The sequence below is a fragment of the Streptomyces mirabilis genome (assembly GCF_039503195.1).
Lineage (GTDB): Bacteria > Actinomycetota > Actinomycetes > Streptomycetales > Streptomycetaceae > Streptomyces > Streptomyces mirabilis_D.
In genome coordinates this window covers 6,026,328-6,045,304 of the sequence record NZ_JBCJKP010000001.1, presented here as the reverse complement: position 1 = coordinate 6,045,304, position 18,977 = coordinate 6,026,328, and the positions used below count along the sequence as shown (strand labels likewise).

Sequence of the window (18,977 nt, the reverse complement as noted above, 5' to 3'; positions counted from 1 at the left end):
TTCTCGCCCCCGCCGCCCCTACCCGTCCCATCCCCGGAGGCTCCGCCCCCGCCCCCCCCCGGCGGGGCTCCGCCCCTGCGCCCCATCGCGGGTGCTGCCCCCGACCCCATCGCGGGTGCTGCCCCTGGCCCCCGCCGGGCAGCTGCCCCTCACCCCCACGGGGCTCCGCCCCCGCCCCCTGCCCCCGCTCCCCCGCTCCCCTCCGTCAGCCCGAAATTCCCCGCCCCCTAATCCCCACCCCGGAGCCAAAAGTGCGCCCCCGCATTCCCCCATCCCTCTCCTTCCCCCTCCCCCTGATTCCCCTTGGTTCCCCTTGCTCGGGGGCGGGTGGGTCCGAATGCTGGGATGCTGTGGGCTGATGTATGGGCGGGGACGCGGCCGAGGTGGGTCGGGGAATGGTGTGGGGGGCCGAGAATCGTGGAGGACAGGGTGCGGGTGGTCATCGCCGAGGATTCAGTGCTGCTCAGGGAGGGCCTGACCCGGTTGTTGACCGACCGCGGGCACGACGTCGTGGCCGGTGTCGGAGACGGCGACGCGCTGATCAAGACCATCACCGACCTGGCGGCCCAGGACTCGCTGCCGGACGTCGTGGTCGCCGACGTACGGATGCCACCGACGCACACCGACGAGGGTGTGAAGGCGGCCGTGCAGCTGCGCAAGCAGCACCCGGGGGTGGGGGTGCTGGTGCTGTCGCAGTACGTGGAGGAGCGCTACGCCACCGAACTGCTGGCCGGTTCGAGCCGTGGCGTCGGCTACCTGCTCAAGGACCGCGTCGCGGAGGTGCGCGAGTTCGTGGACGCGGTGGTGCGGGTGGCCCAGGGGGGTACCGCTCTGGACCCGGAGGTGGTCGCGCAGCTGCTCGGCCGCAGTCGTAAGCAGGACGTACTGGCCGGGCTCACCCCGCGGGAGCGGGAGGTCCTAGGACTTATGGCCGAGGGACGCACCAACTCGGCGATCGCACGGCAGCTCGTGGTGAGTGACGGAGCGGTCGAGAAACACGTCAGCAATATCTTCCTGAAACTCGGGCTTTCCCCGAGCGACGGCGATCATCGGCGTGTTCTCGCGGTCCTCACCTATCTGAACTCCTGAGGGACTGACACTAGGAACTGACACTGGGGCAGCCGAACGCACTGGGTCGGCCGAACGGAATCGCCCTCGAAGGACAGGGGCCCCGACACGGCACCAGAGCGGCGCGAGACCGGCACGAGAACCAAAGGATGAGGTAGAAGCGTCTTCCAGAGCAGCGTCGGGGGCGAGTAAGTCATGACAAGTCAGGGCGTCGAACCATCTCAAAATGGTGTCCATCATGCGAACGCCCGAGGGAAGGCGACCCTTACAGACGTAGGGTTGATCCCGGGAAGGCCTGCGGGAAGGCCGCTCCCAGACAGCCGCCTCGAAGGAGGTCCAGTTAAGTGACCAGCCAGGTCAGTAGCCCAGCGGAGCAGGCCGACGAAGCCGTCGTGGGAGAACAGCGCAAACCGGCGGGGGCAAAGGAGACACGCCGGCTCGACCGGGTGATCATCCGGTTCGCGGGTGACTCCGGTGATGGAATGCAACTCACCGGCGACCGCTTCACCTCCGAGACGGCGTCCTTCGGCAACGATCTTTCGACGCTGCCGAACTTCCCCGCCGAAATCCGAGCGCCCGCAGGCACACTGCCGGGCGTTTCTTCATTTCAGCTGCATTTCGCGGACCACGACATCCTCACGCCCGGTGACGCGCCGAATGTGCTGGTGGCCATGAATCCGGCGGCGCTCAAGGCGAACATCGGTGATGTGCCGCGCGGCGCGGAGATCATCGTCAACACGGACGAGTTCACGAAGCGGGCGATGGCGAAGGTCGGTTACGCGGCCAGCCCGCTGGAGGACGGTTCGCTGGACGGGTACGCCGTCCATCCGGTCCCGCTGACGACGATGACGGTCGAGGCGCTCAAGGAGTTCGAGCTGTCCCGCAAGGAGGCCGAGCGCAGCAAGAACATGTTCGCGCTGGGCCTGCTGTCCTGGATGTACCACCGGCCCACCGAGGGCACCGAGAAGTTCCTGCGGAACAAGTTCGCGAAGAAGCCCGAGATCGCCGCCGCCAACATCGCCGCCTTCCGGGCGGGCTGGAACTTCGGCGAGACGACCGAGGACTTCGCGGTCTCCTACGAGGTCGCCCCGGCCACCAAGACCTTCCCGACCGGCACCTACCGCAACATCTCCGGGAACCTGGCCCTGTCGTACGGCCTGATCGCCGCCTCCAAACAGGCGGACCTGCCCCTCTACCTGGGCTCCTACCCGATCACCCCGGCCTCCGACATCCTGCACGAGCTGAGCCGGCACAAGAACTTCGGCGTGCGGACCTTCCAGGCCGAGGACGAGATCGCGGGCATCGGCGCGGCCCTGGGCGCGGCCTTCGGCGGCTCCCTCGCCGTCACCACCACCTCCGGGCCGGGCGTGGCGCTGAAGTCGGAGACCATCGGGCTCGCGGTCTCCCTCGAACTGCCCCTGCTGGTCATCGACATCCAGCGCGGCGGGCCTTCCACGGGGCTGCCGACGAAGACGGAGCAGGCGGACCTGCTCCAGGCGATGTACGGGCGCAACGGAGAGGCCCCGGTCCCGGTGGTCGCCCCGTGCACGCCGGCCGACTGCTTCGACGCCGCCCTGGAGGCGGCCCGGATCGCCCTCACCTACCGCACCCCCGTCCTCCTCCTCTCCGACGGCTACCTGGCCAACGGCTCCGAGCCGTGGCGGATCCCGGACGTCGACGAACTTCCGGACCTGCGGGTGCAGTTCGCGCAGGGTCCGAACCACACCCTGGACGACGGCACCGAGGTGTTCTGGCCGTACAAGCGCGACCCGCAAACCCTGGCCCGTCCGTGGGCGATTCCCGGCACACCGGGACTCGAGCACCGCATCGGCGGCATCGAGAAGCAGGACGGCACGGGCAACATCTCCTACGACCCCGCCAACCACGACTTCATGGTCCGCACCCGCCAGGCGAAGATCGACGGCATCGACGTCCCGGACATCGAGGTCGACGACCCCTCCGGCGAGGCCAACACCCTGGTACTGGGTTGGGGTTCGACGTACGGACCCATCACCGCGGCGGTACGGCGGCTGCGGGCGGCCGGGGAGAACATCGCGCAGGCCCATCTGCGCCACATCAACCCCTTCCCCCGGAATCTCGGCGCGGTGCTGGGGCGTTACGAGAAGGTGGTGATCCCCGAGATGAACCTCGGCCAGCTCGCCACGCTCGTCCGGGCGAAGTACCTGGTCGACGCGCGCTCCTACAACCAGGTCAACGGCATGCCGTTCAAGGCCGAACAGCTCGCCACGGCGCTCAAGGAGGCCATCGATGGCTGAGACGTCCACAGGAAGCGCGGACACGATCGAGGCCCTCACTCTGGTGCCCAAGGCCGAGGCCAGGCAGTCCATGAAGGACTTCAAGTCCGATCAGGAAGTGCGCTGGTGCCCCGGTTGCGGTGACTACGCGGTCCTGGCCGCCGTACAGGGTTTCATGCCCGAGCTCGGCCTGGCCAAGGAGAACATCGTCTTCGTGTCGGGCATCGGGTGCTCGTCCCGCTTCCCGTACTACATGAACACGTACGGCATGCACTCCATCCACGGCCGCGCGCCCGCCATCGCGACGGGCCTCGCCTCCAGCAGGCGGGACCTGAGCGTGTGGGTGGTGACCGGTGACGGGGACGCCCTCTCCATCGGCGGCAACCACCTGATCCACGCGCTGCGCCGCAACGTGAACCTGAAGATCCTTTTGTTCAACAACCGGATCTACGGCCTCACCAAGGGGCAGTACTCACCGACCTCCGAGGTCGGCAAGATCACCAAGTCGACGCCGATGGGCTCGCTGGACGCGCCCTTCAACCCGGTGTCCCTGGCCATCGGCGCGGAGGCGTCCTTCGTGGCCCGGACCGTGGACTCCGACCGCAAGCACCTCACGGACGTACTGCGGCAGGCCGCCGCCCACCCGGGCACGGCGCTGGTGGAGATCTACCAGAACTGCAACATCTTCAACGACGGCGCCTTCGAGGCCCTCAAGGACAAGCAGCAGGCCGAGGAGGCGGTGATCCGGCTCGAACACGGGCAGCAGATCCGCTTCGGCGCGGACCGCGCCAAGGGTGTCGTACGGGATCAGCTGACCGGTGACCTGAAGGTCGTCACCGTCACCCCGGAGAACGAGGCACAGGTGCTGGTCCACGACGCCCACTCCGCGTCCCCGACCACGGCCTTCGCCCTCTCCCGGCTGGCCGACCCGGACACCCTGCACCACACCCCGATCGGCGTCCTGCGCTCCGTGGAGCGGCCGGTCTACGACACCCAGATGGCCGACCAGCTCGACACGGCCATCGAACAGCACGGCAAGGGCGACCTCGCCACGCTCCTCGCGGGCGGGGACACCTGGACGGTCGTCGGCTGAGCGAGCCGTCCGTTCGACGCGTTCGAGGCGCTCAGGAAGTTCCAGGGGCCCGGGTGGCTGACACCCGGGCCTCGTCGTACGCGTGGCGGGACTTCTCCACGTCGTCCATCCGGTCCTTGGTCCACACGGCCAGCGCGCGCACCTGCTCGGCGGCCTCGCGGCCCAGTTCGGTGAGCGAGTAGTCGACACGGGGCGGGATCACGGGCTTCGCGTCACGGTGGACAAGACCGTCGCGCTCCAGGGTCTGGAGGGTCTGGGTGAGCATCTTCTCGCTGACCCGGCCGATCGCCCGGCGCAGCTCGCTGAAGCGGTAGGGACGGTCGAGGAGTTCGATCAGTACGAGCACACCCCAGCGGCTGGTGACGTGCTCCAGGACGAGGCGGTACGGGCACATCGCCTCGCCCGTGTCGTACTTGGAAACGGCCGCAGGCTCGGACGCGGCCGGGGTGTCGGTGGGTACCTCTGCACTTACTCCCATGCCAGTACCTTACTTCAAAGTGGGTACTTTCGCTGAGTTAGCGCACCTCCTAGGGTTAGTGACAGACCTACCCCACAAGGAGCCACGTCATGAGCATCGTCGTCACCGGAGCCACCGGACACCTCGGCCGCCACGTCATCGAGGGACTGCTGGAGAAGGTTCCGGCCGACCAGATCACCGCCGTCGTCCGCGACGCGGAGAAGGCCGCCGGCTTCGCGGCCCGCGGCGTGAAGATCGCGGTCGCCGACTACAACGCGCCCGAGACCTTCGGGACGCTCCTCGCCGCCGGCGACAAGGTGCTGCTCATCTCCGGCAACGAGTTCGACAAGGGGCGCGTGGCCCAGCACCAGGTCGTCCTGGACGCCGCCAGGGCCGCCGGGGTCGCGCTCCTCGCGTACACCAGCGCGCCGGGCACCCTCACCGCCGCCCTCGCCGACGACCACAAGGGCACCGAGAAGGCGATCCTGGAGTCGGGTGTGCCCTACGCCCTGCTGCGCAACGGCTGGTACAACGAGAACTACACCGAGAACCTCGCCCCGGTCCTCGAGTACGGCGCCGTCACCCAGGCCGCCGGCGACGGCAGGGTCGCCTCCGCCGCCCGCGCCGACTACGCGGCCGCCGCCGTGGCCGTACTGACCGGCGAGGGCCACGAGAACAAGACGTACGAGCTGAGCGGCGACACCGCGTGGGGCTTCGCCGAGTACGCCGCCCTGGTGGCCGAGCGGTCCGGCAAGGAGATCGTCTACAACGCCGTCTCCGTCGAGGCGCTCACCGACATCCTGACCGGCGCCGGACTGCCCGGCCCCCTCGCCGCGATCCTGGCGGGCGTCGACGCGTCCATCGAGAAGGGCGAGCTCGCGGGCACCAGCGGTGACCTGTCCCGGCTGACCGGCCGCCCGACCACGCCGGTCGCCGAGTCGATCGCGGCGGCGCTGAAGGGCTGACTCCCCCTCGCGCCCTGGCACCGTCGCCGTACGCACCCCCGCCTGTCATGACCGTATAGCGATACGGGCATGACAGGCGGGGGTGCTCGGCGCTACCTTCTTGGAGGCTGCGCGGGAGCAGCTGTGCGAGAGGGAGGGCCGGTGGCCGTGCAGCAGGCGAAGAATTCGATGGGTGCGACCGGCTCCGCGGGTTCCAGTGGCCCCGCCGGCTCCGCGGGTTCCAGTGGCCCTGTCGGCTTGACGGGTCCCCGGACATCCAAGGCAGAGCAGCGCGTCGGGCTGTTGAACGGCTTCGCCGCGTACGGCATGTGGGGGCTCGTTCCCCTCTTCTGGCCGCTGCTGAAGCCGGCCGGGGCCCTCGAGATCCTCGCCCACCGGATGGTGTGGTCCCTCGCCGTGGTCGGCGTCGCCCTGCTGGTGATGCGGCGCTGGGCCTGGCTCGGCGAGCTGCTGCGACAGCCGCGCAAGCTGGCGCTGATCAGCGTCGCGGCGGCCGTGATCACGGTGAACTGGGGCGTCTACATCTGGGCCGTGAACAGCGAGCACGTCGTCGAGGCGTCCCTCGGTTACTTCATCAACCCGCTCGTCACCATCGCCATGGGCGTCCTGCTGCTGAAGGAACGGCTGCGCCCCCTGCAGTGGACGGCGGTCGCTGTCGGCTTCTCCGCGGTGCTCGTCCTCACCATCGGGTACGGCCGGCCGCCGTGGATCTCCCTCACCCTCGCCTTCTCCTTCGCCACGTACGGGCTGGTGAAGAAGAAGGTCAACCTCGGCGGGATCGAGTCGCTCGCCGCCGAGACGGCGATCCAGTTCCTGCCCGCGCTCGCCTATCTGCTGTGGCTGGGTTCGAGCGGGGGCGCGACCTTCGGTACGGAGGGTGCGGGGCACGCGACGCTGCTCGCGGCCACGGGCGTGGTGACCGCGCTTCCGCTGGTGTGCTTCGGCGCGGCCGCGATACGGGTGCCGTTGTCCACGCTGGGGCTGTTGCAGTACCTCGCCCCGGTGTTCCAGTTCCTGCTCGGCATCCTCTACTTCCACGAGGCCATGCCTCCGGAGCGGTGGGCCGGGTTCGCGCTGGTCTGGCTCGCGCTGTCGCTGCTCACCTTCGACGCGCTGCGGACCGCGCGGCGGGCGGCCAGGGCGCTCAGGGCCGGGGCGGTCGCGGGTGCCGTCGCCGGCGTGCGGGGTGCCGCCGCCGTGGACGCCACGTCGTAGAGGGTTTCGCCCCCCCCGGCGACCCGGGTTCGCTAGGCGAACCGCCCTGACCGGATTGCGCTCTTGACGGAACGTCAGCCTCACAAACACCAAGGCCTCCATCGACTATGTGAAAGCGAAGCTGGACGCGGCCGGATTCACCACGACCCTCCAGCAGTTCACCTCCTCCGGCCGCACCGGGTACAACCTGGTCGCCGACTGGCCCGGCGGCGACGCCAGGCGCGGAGGAGCTGGGGATGGTCGGCTCGAAGTACTACGTGAACAGCCTGTCCTCCGCGAACCGGGCGAAGATCGGCGACTATCTGAACTTCGACATGATCGGCTCACCGAACCCCGGCTACTTCGTCTACGACGACGACCCCACGATCGAGAAGACCTTCAAGGACTACTTCGCGGGCGTCGGCATCGCCACGGAGCCGGAGACCGAGGGCGACGGCCGTTCGGACCACTCCCCCTTCAAGAACGTGGGCATTCCGGTCGGCGGTCTCTTCAGCGGCGCCGACTACATCAAGACGGCCGCCCAGGCCGCCAAGTGGGGCGGCACCTCCGGCCAGGCCTTCGACCGCTGCTACCACGCCTCCTGCGACGCGGCGTCCAACATCGACGACACGGCGCTGAACCGGAACGCGGACGCGCTGGCGTACGCCGTGTGGACGCTGTCCTCCTAGGGCTCCCGGGGCCCAATGGGGCTTCCTGGGGCCCCCTGGGCTCCTCGTCCTCCCAGCCCTCCTAGGGGGTGTACGGGTTGTCCGCCAGGGAGCGGGCCCGGGCCCGGTCCGTGAGGCGGGTCATGCGGGTGCGGGCCGACTCGAGCTGTTCGAGGTCGTCGGCGGCGGGGCCGCCGTCGGCCACGAGCTCGGTCCACAGCGTGATCAGGTCCCGCCCCAGGTTCAGCCCCTGCACGGGGTCGCGCACGGCGCGCCAGGCCGCGGCGGCGCTCTGTACGTTGCCGTACGCGGCCTCGGGGTCCTGGTGCCGCCTGCGGACGCGGGCGAGGTCGAGGGACACGTGGAACGCCCGGAGCGGGTCACCGGCCAGATAGGCGATGTACGAGGTCAGCTCGCGCAGCCGCAGCACCTCCGGGTGCTCGGGGCCCAGCGACCGCGACGCGTCCGCGCCGACCCGCTCCGCCATCCCCGTGGCCTCTTCGATCCGGCCCATCTTCACGGCCTCGTTGATCCGCGCCACGGGCTCCACGAGGAACGCCGCGCCCTCCGTCTCCTGAACCGGTGCCAGCACGGACTCGGCGACGGCGTCGAAGCCGCGCGCGGGAGTGGGCTTCGGATCCGGCTCCGGCTCGGGGTCCAGGACGGACATGGCCTCCATCGCGGGGGCCGGACGCTCGGGAGTCGGTCCCACGGGCAGCGGCGGGCCGAACTCGCCCGTCGGAGCCACCGCGACGCCGGGGGCGGCGTCCCGCGTCGGCTCCGGCAGCGCACGCAGCGCACGCGTCGCCGCGGCCCCGGGCAGGGGCTGAGGCTCCGACACCGGAACCCGCGGCGCCGCGGGAGGGGCCGCGGGCGGCGCGGGAGGGGTTGCCGGCAGCGCAGGAGGGGTTGTCGGCAGCGAGGGCACCTCGGCCGACGGCCCCAGCCGTACCGGCTCGCCCGTGTACCGGCTCGACCCGTCCCCGTACACCTCCAGTGGTACGACGAAGCCGATCCGTTCGTCGTGGATGGTGGCGAGGACGGAGTGACCGGCGGCGAGGGCGAGTCGGTGGAGGTGGTTCAGGACGCAGGCCTGGACGGTCTCGCCGGGCACGACGACGACCGGCACACCGCCGACCGTGGCCCCGCCCCCGCCTTCCCCCGCGGGCGCGGGGACCCATACCTCCAACGGGCCGGCACCGGGGCCGACCGCCGAGCGCCGCCGCTTGGATTCCCGCTTCTGTTCGCGGCTGAGTCGAGACATCGATTCCCTCACTCGGGTCGTACTTCCATGCGTCGACCTTGCCTCAAGATCCCGTCAGGTACATACAGTCAAGTCTCTCGGCTCACCACCGCTGCATGCGTCACTACGGCGTCACAGCCTCGTAAGAGTGGCCGACAACGCCGACAACGACCGAGGAGAGTGTCAGGTGATGCAGGTGAGCATGCGGCAGGGGGCGGAGGGGCCCGAGATCTGGCTCCGCGGGCCGGTCGCCGACAGGGTGGAACCCGCTCTGTGGCCCGAACCCGCCCGGGACGAACCCGCACACCTCGCCGTCGGCCCACGGCGGTTCGCCTGGGTCGCGACGCACGGCGGGGCCGGCACCACCACGCTCGCCGCGGTCTTCGGCGGCCATGACGCCGGGCGGAACTGGCCCCGGCCCGACCTGGGAGAGCCGGGGTCGGTGCTCCTCGTCGGGCGTACGCACGCGGCGGGACTGGACGCCGTCTCGCACACCCTGGAGACCTTCCGCCGGGGCGAGGCGCCCCCGGGGCTCGACCTCGAGGCCGTGGTGCTGGTCGCGGACGCGCCCGGACGACTGCCCCGCCCACTCGCCCAGCGCGTCAAGGTGATCGATTCGATGATCGACGTGTATCAGGTGCCGTGGATCCCGGCGTGGCGCGTCGGTGACCTCGCCTCGGCGCCGCCCCGCGAGACGGCCGCGCTGGCCCGCCTGACGGGCGCCACGCGCCTGCCCTGACCCCCGACGGAACCCCCGAAGGGACCCCCGACGGGACCCCGTCAGAACCCCGGATGGCGGACGCGCGGACGCGGACGCCGGACGCCGACAGTCGGCGTCCGGCGTCCGCCATCCCTGCCTCTCGGCGCGGACCCTGTCTCTCGGGATGGACGGCACATGCGTATGCATATATTGTGCACGCATGCAGTTGCACTCGCGGGTCGTGGCATTCCGCGACCTGTCGCACACGCACCCTGGGGGACCCATGAGCCGTCACTTCCTGTTCCTGCTGGGCAGCAGCCGCCCCGACGGCAACACCGAGCTGCTGGCCCGACGGGCCGCCGAACAGTTGCCCACGGAGGTCGAGCAGCGCTGGCTGAGCCTCGCCGAGCACCCACTGCCCGACTTCGTGGACCTGCGGCGCGACAGCGACCACGTGCACCCGGCCGCGGGGAGCAATCCGGCGCTGCTGCTCGACGCCACCCTGGCGGCCACCGACATCGTGATCGCCTCGCCGCTGTACTGGTACTCGGTCTCCGGCCTCACCAAGCGCTACCTGGACTACTGGTCGGGCTGGCTGCGCACGCCCGACGTGGACTTCAAGGCCAGGATGGCGGGGCGCACCCTCTGGGGCGTCACCGCGCTGGCGCACGAGGAGGAACAGGTCGCCGACCCGCTGATCGGCACTCTCAACCACTCGGCCGCGTACCTGGGCATGCGTTTCGGCGGGGTCCTGCTCGGCAACGGCAGCAAGCCCGGTGACGTACTGAAGGACACGGCCGCGCTGGCGCATGCGAAGGCGTTCTTCGCACGGGAGGCGCCGCCCGCCCGCTACCCCTACGAGACGCACGACACCGGCGACACGCAGGGCACCCGGACCAGGCGCGACACACCCGGCACGCGCGACACGCAGGGCAGGGCAGCCGCGCGCTAGCGGCTACGCGGTGATGTCCTTCGCCGTGAACCGCGCCCACGCCGCCGAGCCGAACACCGCCGCGTACAGGCCCTGGAGTCCGAGATTGCGGACCATGTCGTCCCAGTACACCGGGTCGCGCATGAGGTCGGCGAAGGACAGCCAGTAGTGGGAGAAGAAGTACGGCTGGAGGGCGTGGAGCTGGGGTATCTGGTCGAGGATCTGGATGGTGATGAGAAGGCCGACCGTCGTCGCCATCGCCGCGACGCCGCTGTTGGTCAGCGTCGAGACGAACAGGCCGAGGGCCGCGACACCGATCAGTGACGCGGCGACGACCAGCGCGATGAGAAGCGCCCGTCCGAGCCCCTCGGTGAAGCTGATACGGGTCCCGGAGATCGTCGTCAGCTCGCCCAGGGGGAAGAGCAGCGCACCGACCGTGAGCGCCGAGAGCGCCACCACCAGGGTCGCGACCAGGCAGAACGTCATGGTGGTCGCGTACTTGGTGAGCAGCAGGCGGGTACGGCCGGCGGGCGCGACGAGCAGGTAGCGCAGCGTCCCCGCGTTCGCCTCGCCCGCGATCGCGTCCCCCGCGATGACGCCGATGGCCATCGGCAGGAAGAAGGGGAGGGTCGCGGCGAGCGCCGTGAACACCAGGAACAGGCCGTTGTTGGTGATCTGCGAGATGAACGCCGGTCCTTCGCCGCCACCACCGCCCGCCGTCAAGCCGTCGCGCGTCTCTATCTTGATCGCGACGCCGATGAGGATCGGCACGGCCGCGAGCACGGCGAGCAGCGCGATGGTCCGCCAGCGCCGGAAGGTGGTGAGGAGTTCGCTGCGGAAGAGTCCGAAGGTCCACAGGGGGCTCGGTTTGCGTACCGCCGTGTCCTCGACGCGTACCGCCTCGGCCCCGGCCTCGACTTCAGCCCGCGACATCGAACCCCTCCCCCGTCAGCGCCACGAACGCGTCCTCCAGTGAGGCCCGTTCGACACCGAAGCCACGGACGCGGACGCCGGCCGTGACCAACGCGGCGTTCAGTTCGGCGAGTTCGCGGTCCGGAGGTTCGGCACTCACGCCCGTCTCCGTCACGACGAGATCCGCGACTCCCTGTTCCTTCAGTACGCGCGCCGCGTCCCCGGGGTCCGGGGTGGTCACGACCAGCCGCCCCCGCGCGCCCGCCGCGAGCTCCGCCACCGGGCCCTGCGTGATCAGCCGCCCCTGTGCCATCACGGCGGCGTGCGTGCACACCTGCTCGATCTCGTCGAGCAGGTGTGAGGAGAGGAAGACGGTCGTGCCGTCCGAGGCCAGCTCCCTCACGAGGGAACGGATCTCGCGCATGCCCTGCGGGTCGAGGCCGTTGGTCGGCTCGTCCAGGACGAGCAGGCGGCGGGGCTGGAGCAGCGCGGCCGCGAGCCCGAGCCGCTGCTTCATGCCGAGCGAGTACGCCTTCGCCTTCTTGCCCGCGGCCGCGGTGAGTCCGACCCGGTCGAGGGCGGCCTCGACGCGGGTACGCCGGGTGCGCGGGTCGGCGGTCGGGTCGGCTGCGTCGTACCGGAGGAGGTTGTCGCGGCCGGAGAGGAAGCCGTACAGCGCGGGGCCCTCGATGAGGGCGCCCACCTGCGGGAGCACGGCGCGGGTGGCGCGGGGCATGGGCTGCCCCAGCACGCGCGCCGTGCCCGAGCTCGGCTCGATCAGGCCCATCAGCATGCGGATGGTGGTGGTCTTGCCCGACCCGTTGGGTCCGAGGAAGCCGAAGACGCTGCCCGCCGGGACGGTCAGATCGAGACCGTCCACGGCGAGCTGTCCGCCGCGGAAGCGTTTGGAGAGCGCGCGGGTGGCGATCACCGTGCCCTCGTCGGACACGCTGGCGGTGCCCACCACAGGCAGGTCCGTACCCTCGGCGGACCGCTCCTCCATGGGCTCCCTCGTTTCGGCTTCGTCCGTACGTCAGTTCCGTACGTCAGTTCCGCACGTCAGTTCCGCACGTCAGTTCCGTACGTCAGTTCCGTACGTACGGTACTCAGTGGGCCGCGTCGGCCGCCTTGACCAGCGCGTCCTTGGTGACCGCACCGGCGTACACCTTGCCGTCGTCCGTGATCAGCGCGTTGACCAGGCGGGTCGAGAAGACCGTGCCCGAGCCGAACGTGCCCTTGACGTGGTCACCGAGGGAGTTCAGGAACCCGGAGACGTTGCCGCCCTCGGACGACGAGCCGGAGGGCATGCCCTGGCCGCCGGTGTCGAACTCCGCGATGGTGCTCCAGCCCTTGCCGACGGTCTTCAGACCGTCGAGCCCCTTGCCGAGGTCACCGCGGCTCGGAGCGGACTCCGGGGCCTTGGAGCCCTTGGAGCCCTTGGAGTCCTTGCCCTCGGTGACCTTCGCACCCTTCGGCGGGGTGAAGTCGAAGGTCGAGGCGGCCGGCTTGGCGAAGGCGACCTGGGTGAACCCGGCGTCCACGACGGCCGCGCCGCCACTCGTCGGGACCAGCGTGAACTTCAGCGGCACCCCGGTCTTCGCGTCCACCGCGACGGTGATCGCGCCGACCGTGGAACCGGACTGCTTCGGCTTGATGAGCAGCTTGTAGGCGTCACGGCCCGCGACCTGCGCCGTGCCGTCGACCGTCACGGAGGTCGTGTCGTCGACCGACTTCAGGGCCTCGTCGGCGAGCTGCTTGGGCGTCGTCGGGACGTCCTTCGGCGCCTCCTCCTGGCCCTTTTCGGCTGCGGGGGCCGTCGAGTGGTACACCTCGTTCGACTTGCTGTCGTACGCCCACACGTCGTTGCCGTTGTGGATGATGCTGTACTCGGCGGCGTTCTCCAGGACGGAGACCTTGGCCTTGTCCGGACCGTCGGCCGCGACGCGCACCGTGTGCGTGCCGGAGGCCAGCTCCATGAGCTTGGACTGCGGGTCGGCGGAGGAGCCGCCGGACCCCTTGGTGACGCCGGAGAGCATGCCGCTCTCCAGGCCGCCCAGGCTGGGCAGTCCAAGATCGGTGCTGACCTTGACCGTGCCGGACAGCTGCTGGACGTCCGACTTGGCGATCTTCTCGATGAGCTGCTCTGCGGTGATCTTCGGCAGGCTGGGGTCGCCGGAGTCCGCGAGCGCCGGGACGAGCCCGATGGTCGCGGCCGCCACCCCCACCACTGCGACCGGAACGACGTAACGAGCCGCCTTGCGCCGACCTGCGCGGACGTCGTCGGCCTCGTCGGGCAGCCCTTCCGCCCCGGCGGTCCTGTCGGATTCGTACGGTGCCATGTGTGCCTTACCTCCGTCGTCGGCGGCGGCCTACCGTCCTCACTTCTCCACCCCTATAGCCGCCATTCTCACCCGAACCGGTGAGGAGTGGTGTTCTCAATCTGACCAAATCGGCCGACGAGATGCGTCAGACCCCGGACTCAACTCCACGTAGTCCTGCGGTATGACGTGAGGAGGCGGTGGCTCCCCCGACCCGTAGGGGTTGGGGAAACCACCGCCCGAGCTCACAGAGCCCTGGTACCCGTCAGCGCTGCACGAACACGTAGTCCGCCTGGTAGGGCACGCCCACGAGCGTGCCCGGTGAACAGGAGCCGGCCGGCGCGACGCCGCCCACGGTGTTGAGGCGCAGGATCTCCTGCGTGTCGGCCAGCAGACCGCGGTGCTTGCCGGACCGGGTGGCCTTGAGGTCCAGCTCGGCGATGTTCTTCTCGCCGTTCGGAGTCTTGGAGATCACCGCTCCGGTGACCGCGCTGCGGTCGGGCGCGACCCACTGCGGCGTACCGGAGTTGGGCTTCACGAACGTGTGCACGATGTCGCCGCCGAGCAGCGCCGCGACGTCACGCTGAGCGAAGACGTAGCCACCGCCTTCGACGGGCTTGCACTCGTAGATCTGCTTGCCCTTGACCACGGACGCCTGGAAGTTGCCGAGGGCGTCACGGAAGTCGAAGGAGCCGGTGACCTTGTGGAGTTGGCCGCGGACGGCTCCGCCCGGGAACTCGGCGGTGTGCAGATTGGCGTAGAACGCCCCCGGGTCGTTCTTCAACCGGTCCAGCAGGGCGGCGTCCTCCACCTTCACGGTGCCGACCACGTGGTGACCCTTGATCCTGCCGAGCAGCTTGGTGAAGTCGATCTTGACGCCGCCGTTGGTGCCCTTGGCGCCCTGGTGGATGTGGAGCATGGTCGGCCTGCCGGTGCCGCGCCAGGTCACGGCGACGGACACCTTGTCCCCCTTGACCTTGATGAACTCCAGCGCCGCGCCGTCCTTGTCGCCGACGGCGGGGCCGCCCTGGACGGGCACCTCGTTGGCGCCGCGGAGGCTCGTGGCGAGGATGGTGCCGCCGCTGCCGCCGACGACTCCGCTCCGCGCGACGATGGTCTGGTCGCCGTGCGCCGAGTGGCTCATGCCGCCGTGGTCACTGCGATGGCCCCCGTCGGCCGCGACCGCCGGGACGACGGCGGCGGCGACACCGGCCGCGACTGCCACCGCGACACCGGCCATGACCAGGCCCTTGCGGCGCATGTCCGACATGGCATTGAACGTAGCGTTCGATTCCATGATTCTTTTTCTCCCCGTAAGGCAGCTGACGCCCCCTGCGTCAGCTTCTGTACGGGAGTACGGACCGATTCCTACCCTGGACTCAATCCAACAATGTGACGTGTGTCACAGCAAGGAGAGTCCATTCGCCTGCGCCGGGGAGGACATACGCCGGCATCCGGGGAGGGCGTACGCCAGTGGCTCGCTCCGGGCACCTATCCGGCCCGGTGCACCACCGCGTCCACCAGCTCCATGAGCGCCGCCTTCGCATCGCACTCGGGGAGCGGAACGAGCGCGGCGCGGGCCTCCTCCGCGTACCGCACGGTGTCACGGCGGGCCTGCTCCAGCGCGGGATGCGCCCGCAGCAGGGCCAATGCCTCCGCGTGCCGGTCGTCGTCCGTGAGGTCGGAGTCGAGCAGCTCGCACAGCGCGATGTCCTCGGCGAGACCGAGCCGCTCCGCCCGCTCACGCAGCCGCAGCACCGGCAGGGTGGCGATGCCCTCGCGCAGGTCCGTACCGGGCGTCTTGCCGGACTCGTGCGAGTCGGAGGCGATGTCCAGCACATCGTCCGCGAGCTGGAAGGCGACGCCCAGCCGCTCCCCGTACTGCGTCAGCACGTCCACGACCGTCTCGTCGGCGCCCGACATCATCGCGCCGAACCGGCACGCCACGGCGACCAGCGAGCCGGTCTTGCCGCCGAGCACGTCGAGGTAGTGGTCGACCGGGTCGCGTCCGTCGCGCGGCCCCGCCGTCTCCAGGATCTGCCCGGTGACGAGCCGCTCGAACGCCTCGGCCTGGATACGGACCGCCTCGGGCCCGAGGTCGGCCAGGGTGTGGGACGCGCGCGCGAAGAGGAAGTCGCCGGTGAGCACGGCGACCGAGTTGCCCCAGCGGGTGTTCGCGCTGGGCACGCCGCGCCGCGCGTCGGCCTCGTCCATCACGTCGTCGTGGTACAGGGTGGCGAGATGAGTCAGTTCGACGACCACGGCCGAGGGCACGACACCCGGCGCGTAGGGGTCACCGAACTGCGCGGCGAGCATCACGAGCAGCGGACGGAACCGCTTCCCGCCGGCGCGCAGCAGGTGCTGCGCGGCCTCTGTGATGAAGGGGACCTCGCTCTTGGTGACTTCGAGCAAGCCCTCCTCCACAGCCGTCAATCCGGCCTGGACATCGGCTTCGAGAGCCTGGTCCCGCACGCTCAGCCCGAACGGCCCGACGACGGTCACGAGAGGTTCTCCTGTCTGCTGACGATCACATGGCGAACTCGGTCGATCATTCGGTCGATGACACGGTTTGTCGATGTGTCGCTGCCATCACTCAAGTCAGCGTATCCGGTCACGTTTCGATCACCACGAGCGCCCACCGTCCCCACTGCCGACTTCCTCCCGACTTCCCTCTCCCCCGCCATCCGATGTCCCCCGAGCGGCAGACAGTCCGCCACCCGGGCGGTTCGGGATCACGGGCGGTATGTTCTTGGTCAGTCGATATGACCCGATATGGGATGCATTGACTGATCGGACGTTGTTGAGCACCGCCCGCCGAAGACGACCGGGGCACCGAGGACGGCCACAGGGCACGAAGGACACCGAGGACACCCAGGACACCGTGATGAGCATGCACATCCGTACGTCCTTCTCGCACGAGACGACTCACGAGGATCTGTGGATCCCTCTCCCGGACGGCACCCGCCTGCACGCGCGCGTGTGGCGCCCGCAGACCGACGCGCCCGTCCCCGCGCTCCTCGAATATCTCCCGGACCGGCTCACCGACCGGACCGCGCCACGCGACTGGCAGCGTCACCCCTGGTACGCGGGCCACGGCTACGCCTCCGTCCGGGTGGATGCCCGCGGTCACGGCAACTCGGAGGGCGTGCCGGCGGACCCCTACGGGGAGAGCGAGCGGGCCGACGGGGTGGAAGTGATCCAGTGGCTGGCGGACCGGCCCTGGTGCAGCGGCGCGGTGGGCATGTTCGGCATCTCCAGGGGCGGCTTCACCTCCCTCCGGATCGCGGCCCTCGCGCCCGAACCGCTCAAGGCGATCGTCACGGTCTGTGCGACCGACGATCCCTATGACAACGACGGGCACCGCTTGGGAGGTGCCGTCCTCGCCGTCGAGACGCACGCCCGGGCGGCCACGGCGCTCGCCGACGTCGCCCGTCCGCCGGATCCGGTGCACGTGGGCCAGGTGATGTGGCGCGACATGTGGGTGAAGCGCCTGGAGAAGGTGGAGCCGTTCATCCATACGTGGCTGTCCCACCCGACCCGGGACGCGTACTGGCGCCACGCCGGTGTGCGCGAGGACGGGGGATACGGAGGAATCCGGGCAGCCGTGCTCGCGGTGGGCGGCTGGCACGACCCGTCCTGCGACACGGTGCTGCGGCTGGTCGAGACCCTCCCCGCCGACCGCGTACGCGGCCTGATCGGCCCCTGGTGCCACCAGTACCCGGACCGGGGCCTGCCGCCGGGCCCGGCGATCGGCTTCCTCCAGGAGACGCTGAGGTGGTGGGACCACTGGCTCAGGCCGACCGCCACGAGCGTCCCCGCGCCCGACCCCGACACGATCGGCCATCCCGATCTCGGCGTGATCAAAAATCCTGACCTCGGTGTGTTCAGTCCCGACCTCGGTGTGATCAAAGATCCCGGCCCCGACGCGACCGCCGAGCCGGACCCCGGCCTGAACGACGAACCAGGGCCCCGTGTGAACGACGATCCGGACCCCGATGTGAACGACGATCCGGACCCCGGGGTGAACGACGATCCGGACCCCGGGGTGAACGACCCTGACGTCATGGCGCAGCCCCTCCTGCGCTCCTACGTCATGGCCGCGCACCCCCCGGCGACGACGTACCCGTCCCTCCCCGGCCACTGGGTGGGTGACACCGCCTGGCCCTCCCCCTCCGTGACCCCGATCGCGTACGCGCTGCGGGGCGCACCGGTGCTGGTGCGCTCCCCTCAGCACACGGGCGTGGACGCGGGCCGTTTCCGCCCCGTCGGGAACGACGCGGACCTGCCGCCGAACCAGCGGGAGGAGGACGCGAGATCGGCCTGCTTCGAGTTCGAGGTCCCGGGGGAGACCTGGATCCTGGGGCGCCCCAGGGCCCGCCTCCGTCTGACGTCCCACTCCTCCTGGGGCCAGGTGATCGCCAGGGTGTGCGACGTCGCCGCCGACGGTTCCTCGACGCTGGTGACCCGGGGTGCTCTGAACCTGTCAGCGCGCTACGGCCCCGACCAGGCGGTCTCCTGGAAACCGGGCTCTACGGAGGACGTGGTTTTCGACCTGACCGCCACCGGCTACGCGTTCCCGTCCGGCCACCGCATCCGGCTCTCCCTGTCCTCCGCCTACTGGCCGTGGATCTGGCCCCAGCCTGGCTCGGCGGCGGGGTTCATCCTGGACCCGGCGGGCAGTTCCCTCGAACTTCCGGTGCGAGCAAGGGAGTCGGACCCGAAGATCACCTTCGAGGAGCCGGAGCAGTCCGAACCTCTGGGAGTGACGTCCCCGGCCACCCTTGACGAGCCCCGCCCCGAACGCCTGGTCGCCCGTGACGTGGCGAGGGGCGAGTGGCGCCTGGAGGTCGACCCTCGCCAGGACGGCACCCGTGTCCACCCTGACGGCCTGGAATGCACGGAGGACGCCCGGGACACGTACACCATCGACGAGTCGGACCCGCTCTCCGCCCGTGCCCGCTCGACGAGGTCGATCCGTCTGCACCGCCCGGAGCTGCCCTGGGACGCCCGGGTCGAGACACGCTCCGAACTCGGCTGCGACGCCCGGGAGTTCATCACCTCGAACGAGCTGATCTGCAAGGACGGCAACGAGGTGGTCTTCCATCGGACGTGGGAGAGAAGAATCCCCCGGACGGCGGACTGGGGACCCGGCGGCGGCATGGGCAAGCCCTGA

General features: G+C 70.2%; 15 protein-coding genes and 1 pseudogene. 9 read left to right on the top strand and 7 right to left on the bottom strand.

The annotated features are described in order from the left end of the window. The first annotated feature begins 429 nt into the window (after positions 1 to 429). The 3 genes from AAFF41_RS27900 (at position 430) to AAFF41_RS27890 (ending at position 4,416) form a co-directional block, all read left to right on the top strand. On the top strand, positions 430 to 1,089 hold the full coding sequence (locus AAFF41_RS27900; protein ID WP_054232179.1) for a response regulator transcription factor: 660 nt from the start codon (positions 430 to 432) through the stop codon (positions 1,087 to 1,089). A gap of 323 nt (positions 1,090 to 1,412) precedes the next feature. Next, positions 1,413 to 3,344 carry a 2-oxoacid:acceptor oxidoreductase subunit alpha gene (locus AAFF41_RS27895; RefSeq protein WP_319750091.1) on the top strand — a complete coding sequence of 644 codons (1,932 nt, stop codon included), beginning with the start codon at positions 1,413 to 1,415 and terminating at the stop codon, positions 3,342 to 3,344. Further along, entirely contained in the window at positions 3,337 to 4,416 is a 1,080-nt protein-coding gene (locus AAFF41_RS27890; RefSeq protein ID WP_319750090.1) for a 2-oxoacid:ferredoxin oxidoreductase subunit beta, read from the top strand. Before AAFF41_RS27895 ends, AAFF41_RS27890 begins: the two co-directional genes overlap by 8 nt. 31 nt (positions 4,417 to 4,447) lie before the next feature. On the opposite strand, the gene AAFF41_RS27885 is transcribed toward AAFF41_RS27890, so the two are convergent. Continuing rightward, positions 4,448 to 4,810 (bottom strand): winged helix-turn-helix transcriptional regulator, encoded by a 363-nt coding sequence (locus AAFF41_RS27885; RefSeq protein WP_097285807.1) that lies wholly within the window; start codon positions 4,808 to 4,810, stop codon positions 4,448 to 4,450. A gap of 173 nt (positions 4,811 to 4,983) precedes the next feature. On the opposite strand from AAFF41_RS27885, the gene AAFF41_RS27880 reads away from it, so the two are divergent. The 3 genes and pseudogenes from AAFF41_RS27880 to AAFF41_RS27870 form a co-directional block, all read left to right on the top strand. Next, positions 4,984 to 5,838 (top strand): SDR family oxidoreductase, encoded by an 855-nt coding sequence (locus AAFF41_RS27880; protein ID WP_319750089.1) that lies wholly within the window; start codon positions 4,984 to 4,986, stop codon positions 5,836 to 5,838. 141 nt (positions 5,839 to 5,979) lie between these two features. Beyond that, entirely contained in the window at positions 5,980 to 7,053 is a 1,074-nt protein-coding gene (gene rarD, locus AAFF41_RS27875; protein WP_425526168.1) for an EamA family transporter RarD, read from the top strand. Between the two features lie 91 nt (positions 7,054 to 7,144). Beyond that, positions 7,145 to 7,721 (top strand): annotated as a pseudogene (locus AAFF41_RS27870) (M28 family peptidase); the annotation flags it as partial. Positions 7,722 to 7,782: 61 nt separating this feature from the next. Here the strand turns inward: AAFF41_RS27870 and AAFF41_RS27865 are convergent. Then, entirely contained in the window at positions 7,783 to 8,964 is a 1,182-nt protein-coding gene (locus tag AAFF41_RS27865) for a tetratricopeptide repeat protein (RefSeq protein ID WP_343324796.1), read from the bottom strand. Between the two features lie 169 nt (positions 8,965 to 9,133). Here AAFF41_RS27865 and AAFF41_RS27860 point away from each other — a divergent pair, with 169 nt between their 5' ends. Together AAFF41_RS27860 and AAFF41_RS27855 are read left to right on the top strand one after the other, a co-directional pair. Further along, positions 9,134 to 9,682, top strand: coding sequence for a DUF6668 family protein (locus AAFF41_RS27860; protein WP_319750153.1), 549 nt, complete (start codon positions 9,134 to 9,136; stop codon positions 9,680 to 9,682). A gap of 244 nt (positions 9,683 to 9,926) precedes the next feature. Next, positions 9,927 to 10,595 carry a flavodoxin family protein gene (locus AAFF41_RS27855; protein ID WP_343324795.1) on the top strand — a complete coding sequence of 223 codons (669 nt, stop codon included), beginning with the start codon at positions 9,927 to 9,929 and terminating at the stop codon, positions 10,593 to 10,595. Positions 10,596 to 10,598: 3 nt separating this feature from the next. Here AAFF41_RS27855 and AAFF41_RS27850 read toward each other — a convergent pair whose 3' ends face one another. From AAFF41_RS27850 to AAFF41_RS27830, 5 genes are all read right to left on the bottom strand, one after another. Further along, on the bottom strand, positions 10,599 to 11,507 hold the full coding sequence (locus AAFF41_RS27850) for an ABC transporter permease (RefSeq protein WP_343324794.1): 909 nt from the start codon (positions 11,505 to 11,507) through the stop codon (positions 10,599 to 10,601). After that, positions 11,494 to 12,489, bottom strand: a complete 996-nt coding sequence (locus tag AAFF41_RS27845; protein WP_343324793.1) for an ABC transporter ATP-binding protein — start codon at positions 12,487 to 12,489, stop codon at positions 11,494 to 11,496. The genes AAFF41_RS27850 and AAFF41_RS27845 overlap by 14 nt, the downstream gene beginning before the upstream one ends. A 103-nt stretch (positions 12,490 to 12,592) precedes the next feature. Further along, positions 12,593 to 13,825, bottom strand: coding sequence for a LolA family protein (locus AAFF41_RS27840; protein WP_343324792.1), 1,233 nt, complete (start codon positions 13,823 to 13,825; stop codon positions 12,593 to 12,595). A gap of 244 nt (positions 13,826 to 14,069) precedes the next feature. Further along, entirely contained in the window at positions 14,070 to 15,074 is a 1,005-nt protein-coding gene (locus tag AAFF41_RS27835) for a CHRD domain-containing protein (RefSeq protein ID WP_343324791.1), read from the bottom strand. Positions 15,075 to 15,295: 221 nt separating this feature from the next. Continuing rightward, entirely contained in the window at positions 15,296 to 16,306 is a 1,011-nt protein-coding gene (locus tag AAFF41_RS27830; RefSeq protein WP_060894821.1) for a polyprenyl synthetase family protein, read from the bottom strand. A 388-nt stretch (positions 16,307 to 16,694) separates the two neighbouring features. On the opposite strand from AAFF41_RS27830, the gene AAFF41_RS27825 reads away from it, so the two are divergent. Beyond that, entirely contained in the window at positions 16,695 to 18,977 is a 2,283-nt protein-coding gene (locus AAFF41_RS27825) for a CocE/NonD family hydrolase (protein WP_343326364.1), read from the top strand.